A 4,922-nucleotide genomic window follows, 5' to 3' on the forward strand; every position below is an offset into this window, starting at 1 on the left:
GCCCGGGAGTGCGGGGAATGGGAGCGCGGGGAAACGGAAGTGGCGGGGAACGGGGCCGGCTTTGTGTCGATGCCGGTGCCGGTGCCGGTGCCAGGGACCGAGGCGGCGGCCCCTGGCACCGGGCCCGTCAGCAGGTGCCCTTGTAGGAGGTCACGATGCTGTTGCACGGGTGCGCGGACGCGCTCTCACCCAGCGACTGGAGCTGCAGAACACAGGCCATCTCTACTCACCTCCTTTCTTCTCCCCGACCACGGGTGACCGCAGGTCGAGGAACGGGATGACCGACGCGTTCCGGTCGAACGCGACGCCTAGGGCAACGAGGACTCCCGCCGCACCGCTGTCCAGATCCATGGACAGGCGCAGGAGCTGGTTGCCGGGGAAGGCCAGATGGCCCTGGTAGGAGAGGGCGTGCCAGGAGAGCCGGCGCACATGGTCACGGATGACCTGCCGGTCCTCGTCCGCGCCCAGCAGGCCGAGCGTGGCGATGATGCCGGCACGACCCATGAACAGGGCGGGATGGCGTACGAACGCAGCCCCGCAGGCGCGACGCACACCGGCGATCACCTTCGCGCGGTCCGGCTCGTCACGACGGCCCAGGTACTGGGCGAGGACCAGCGCCAGGCCGCCGCTGCCGGGGCCCAGGTAGACGAGATGACGGTTGCCGTGGAGCAGCCTGAAGCCGCCGTCCGGGAGGAACTGGCCGCGCTCGACCTCGCGCCGCAGTGCCTCCCCGGCCAGGTCGAGGTAGCGCGACTCGCCGGTGGTGTCGTGGAGCCGGAGGAAGTACAGGGCCACACCAGTGAGGCCGTGTTCCAGCCCGACGCGTCCCTGCGGCGGGAACATCGGCGAGTCGGCGCGTCCGAGATGCGAGGCGAGGGTCTCACCGATGGCCACGGCCTCGGCGCGCAGCGCCTCGTCGCCGGTGATGCCGGAGAAGGTCAGCAGCCCGAGGCCCGCGCCCGCGAGACCGCCGTGGAGCCCGGGAGAGGCGAGGCCGTCGTGAAGTCTGCGTGCCCGGTCGAGCATGTCCAGGGCGTCGTCGCGTCGGCCGAGCGACTCGAGGGCCGCCGCCACACCGTGGAGTCCGTCCAGGAGGCCCGGCCTCGGGTCCTTGGCCCGGCGTGCCGCGGACAGCATCCAGTCCACGTACTCGGCGGGGACGGGCGAGCCCGCCTGGTGCAGGGCCCAGATCACGCCGGCGGCGCCGGAGGCGAGGTTGAACCCGCCCGTCCCGAACACCTGGGGATCGCCCGGGAACAGGCGGTCCGTGCGGTCGGGGGTGGCACTCGAGTGGATTCCCGCCACGAGCGAGTCGCGTACGGCCGGCCAGTCGGGGTCCTCGGCGGCGAGCAGCCCGGCGGACCGGTCCTCACCGAAGGGCTCGCGTCCGGCACCGAGCCTGCGCACCAGACGGGCGCCGAAGCCCCGCGGCACGGGGAAATGGTCGGTGATGACGCCGGTGAGGGTGGCGTACTTGACGGGATCGCGTTCCTGCAGCGGACTGATCGGGAGGAACATCCACTGCCGCAGGCAGTTCATGGCGTACTCGTCGGCCTCCCGGCCCGACATGCCCTCCGGGGCGGTGAACCCCGGCGCGCCCAGCGCCGGCGCCCTGGTGTCGGCCAGGTCGGTGGCGATCTCGAAGTCGATCAGGGCCACCCGGCCGTCGGGCCGCACGATGATGTTGGCGGGATGGAGGTCGGCGAACCGTACGCCCCGCGCGTGGACGGACATCAGGGCGCGGTCCACCTTCGCCAGGACGTCCGTCGCCCACCGCGTGTACTCGGCGAGCCACTCCGGGGACGGATCCGGGCTCCCCAGCGGGTAGCGCGCGAAGACCTCTTCCAGCAGTGTCTCGCCCTCGATGTATTCCTCGACCAGGAAGTGGTGCTCCCAGACGACGAGGTGACCGAGGACGCGGGGGACGCAGTCGAGGCCGCTCAGCCGCTCCAGGATCTCCCGCTCCCGCCGCAGTCTGGTGACGGCGTCCGCGCCGTCGCGGTCGATGCCCGCATGAGGGCGGGCCTCCACCAGCACGGCGTAACCGCCGGAGTCCTTGTCGCGCGCCAGGTACACCCCGCCGCCGTTGGAGAAGTGCAGTGCCCTCTCGATCCGGTAGGGGAACTCGCCCTCCGCCGAGGTGCGCCGCTCGACCGACTCGCGCAGCACCTCCGGCACGGTCACCCACTCCGGCACGGTGAACGCGGGGTCCCGCCTGTCCGGCACCAGCTCGCCGCCCGGAGTCCGGACGCCGTACACGAGCTCTCCGCCCGGCGCGGTGCAGGTCATCGGGACGAAGGCGCCGTACCGCGCAAAGACCGGGGCGTCGCCGTACCTGACGTCACTGAGGACGTAGGGCCCGGTGAAGTCCTTCAGGAGGCCGGCCAGGGCGGGCAGTACGGCGGTGAGCTGTTCCTCGTCGACCGGATAGACCGTCAGCAGTTTGCCGCTGCTGCCGCGGTCGGCGTACTTGCTGTTCAGCAGCCGCATGGCGGCCTTGCTGCGGAGGAATTTGAAGGTCAGGTCACGGGAGAGGCAGAAGTGGGCCACGAGGTCGCACACCGTGCCGGCATCGGCGTCCGTCGCCGACACATGGATCTTCCATCCCTGCTCCGGCAGCGTGACACCACCGGGTTCCATCACGACCCACAAACCGTTGTTTCGCCGGTTCCACCCGGGAGGGCACGGCCGGCGGGAGGCCGGGAAGAGGCTGTCGTCGTCCCGCATGTGCCACGGCGGTTCGAAGAAGGTCGGATCCGCCTGGCAGTACGCCATCAGCTCCGGAATCGTGGTGGCTTCCATCAGGTGTGTCTCCCGCGCGAAGAGTGTTCGGGCATGTCGGTGCGCCTGCGGCCCGCGGCCCGTGACGTGACGTGTTGCCTGTGTGGCCTGCGACCCGTGGCCCGTGGTCCGCAACCTGCGGCCTGCGCCACGTGGCCTGTGGCAGGTCGGGGCCCGTCGCCTTCCGGTGGGTGGCCCGCTACGGGCGGTGGTCCCGGCCGAGGACGACCGGCAGTTCGAGCAGGTAACGCACACGGTTCTTGCGGTAGTTGAGGTCCCGCACACCGGGCGCGAGGCGTGTCCCGGGGAAGCGCCGCGCCAGAGTGCCGATCGCGATCTCGGTCTCCGTCCTGGCCAGCGCGGCGCCGAGGCACCGGTGATGGCCGTGGCCGAAGGCCGCGTGCCGGCCGCCGGTGCGCCCGATGTCGAGCTCGTCGGGCGCGGTGAACACCGACGGGTCCCGGTTGGCGGCGACCAGGGACGCGGCGACGAGGTGTCCGGCGGGGACCCGTACGCCGCACACGTCGACCGGACCACTCGCACGGCGGGGGATGCCCACCGGGTACGGCGTGACGTACCGCAGCAGTTCCTCGGTGGCGTGCGCGGCCGCACCGGGCACGTCGACGAGCCGTTGCCACTGGTCGCGGTGGCGCAGCAGTGCCGCGATGCCGTTCGCCAGCAGGGTGGTCGTGGGCCGGCAACCGGACACCATCAGCAGCCTGGCGGCCGGGACCAGGTCCTCCTCCACCAACCCGTCGTCCTCGGCCGCGCAGACCCAGCCCAGGAAGTCGTCCGTGGGCCGCTCGCGTCTGGCGGCGACGAGCCCGCGCAGGTACTCGTCGATGTCGCCGTGCACCCGGGGCGGTGGAGAGGGGATTCTCCGCACGAGCCAGTCGTGGATGTATCCGCGGTCTGATTCCGGTATGCCGAACAGCTCGCAGAGTACGGCCACGGGCAGCGGAGTCGCGAAGCTCCGGACGAGGTCCACCTCCTCGCCGCCGGAGGGCACGCGGTCCAGGAGCGCGTCCGTCAGGTGCTGTACGCGGGCACGCAGGGCGTGCACGCGCCCGGGTGTGAGATGCCGTTCGACGAGCCGCCGCAACCGGTCGTGCTCCCGTGCGTCGATGGTGATCGTGTCGGCGTCCCCGAGGTGCGCGGCGGCCAGTTCGGCCGGCTGCAACCGGAAGCCCGCCGTCATTTCGGCATCGCCCCGCATACGGGGGTCGGCGAGGACCGTACGCGCGGCCCTGTGCCCGGTGACGATCCAGGTCGGGGTGGTGCCCGGCGCGCTGAGCCGGTAGACCGGCCCGGCCTCGCTCAACTGCCGCATGGGCTCGGGCTCGTGGAGAAGCAGCGGGGTGAGTGCCGGGGGCCGGACGGGGCAGCCGCCCGGAGCCCGTGAGGGCACACCCAGGCCCGCGAGGAACGGGCCGACGGCCGCGAGGGCCGCCTGGTGAGTGTCCGCCGGATCTCCCGGGGGCAGGACCAGCGTCGGGCACGGCAGTTCGGGGAAGTCACCGTCCGTCGGCGGGCGGACCTCCGCGTCCAGCGCCACCACGGCGGTCGCCCGCTCCGGATGACGGTCCGCGATCTCGAACACCGCCGGGCCCGCCTCGCCCACCCCCAACAACACGGCCCGGTCCGGGCTTTGGGGTGATGCGAGGAAATCCGCGACGGCGTCGACGCACCGGGAGCGATCCTCCACGGGAGTGTCGACCACCCGCACCTCCCAGCCCTGCCGGGCGGCGTCGGTGGCCAGGCTCCCGGCCCCGGCCCATTCGCGGCAGAAGACGGCCAGGATGCCGCGGCCCGTGCCTCCGGCGCCGGCCCGCACATCCGCGGCCATGTCGACCACACCGGCGGCGCCGACCGTGACGGCCTCCTCCGCCGCATCGGTCACCCCGGCCACGTCTGTCACGCCCCCCATGCCGTGCTCCCCCCGAACACCTGTGACACTCAGTACGCGGTCGGCCCGGTCGTGCCGTCCGCCCACCTGACGATCAACAGCCTCCGCGGTCCCCGCCGCCGGCGACAGAGTGGTCACCTACTCAATCCCGGGCCGCGCCCTACTCATCGGGCGCCGACGGCACCCGTACCCCCGAGGCGGGGCGAGGCCGGCGCACGGCGTGGCTCCACCGGCC

Annotated in this window: 2 protein-coding genes; both read right to left on the reverse strand. The window is 72.5% G+C overall.

Annotated elements, in window-relative coordinates; genetic code table 11:
- Window positions 1-222: 222 nt before the first annotated feature.
- Entirely contained in the window at window positions 223-2,802 is a 2,580-nt protein-coding gene (lanKC, locus tag GUY61_RS34695; RefSeq protein WP_166634302.1) for a class III lanthionine synthetase LanKC, read from the reverse strand.
- A 178-nt stretch (window positions 2,803-2,980) separates the two neighbouring features.
- Window positions 2,981-4,708, reverse strand: a complete 1,728-nt coding sequence (locus GUY61_RS34700; RefSeq protein WP_166634303.1) for a cytochrome P450 — start codon at window positions 4,706-4,708, stop codon at window positions 2,981-2,983.
- Window positions 4,709-4,922 lie beyond the last annotated feature (214 nt).

Source organism: Streptomyces sp. GC420, from assembly GCF_009916105.1.
GTDB lineage: Bacteria > Actinomycetota > Actinomycetes > Streptomycetales > Streptomycetaceae > Streptomyces.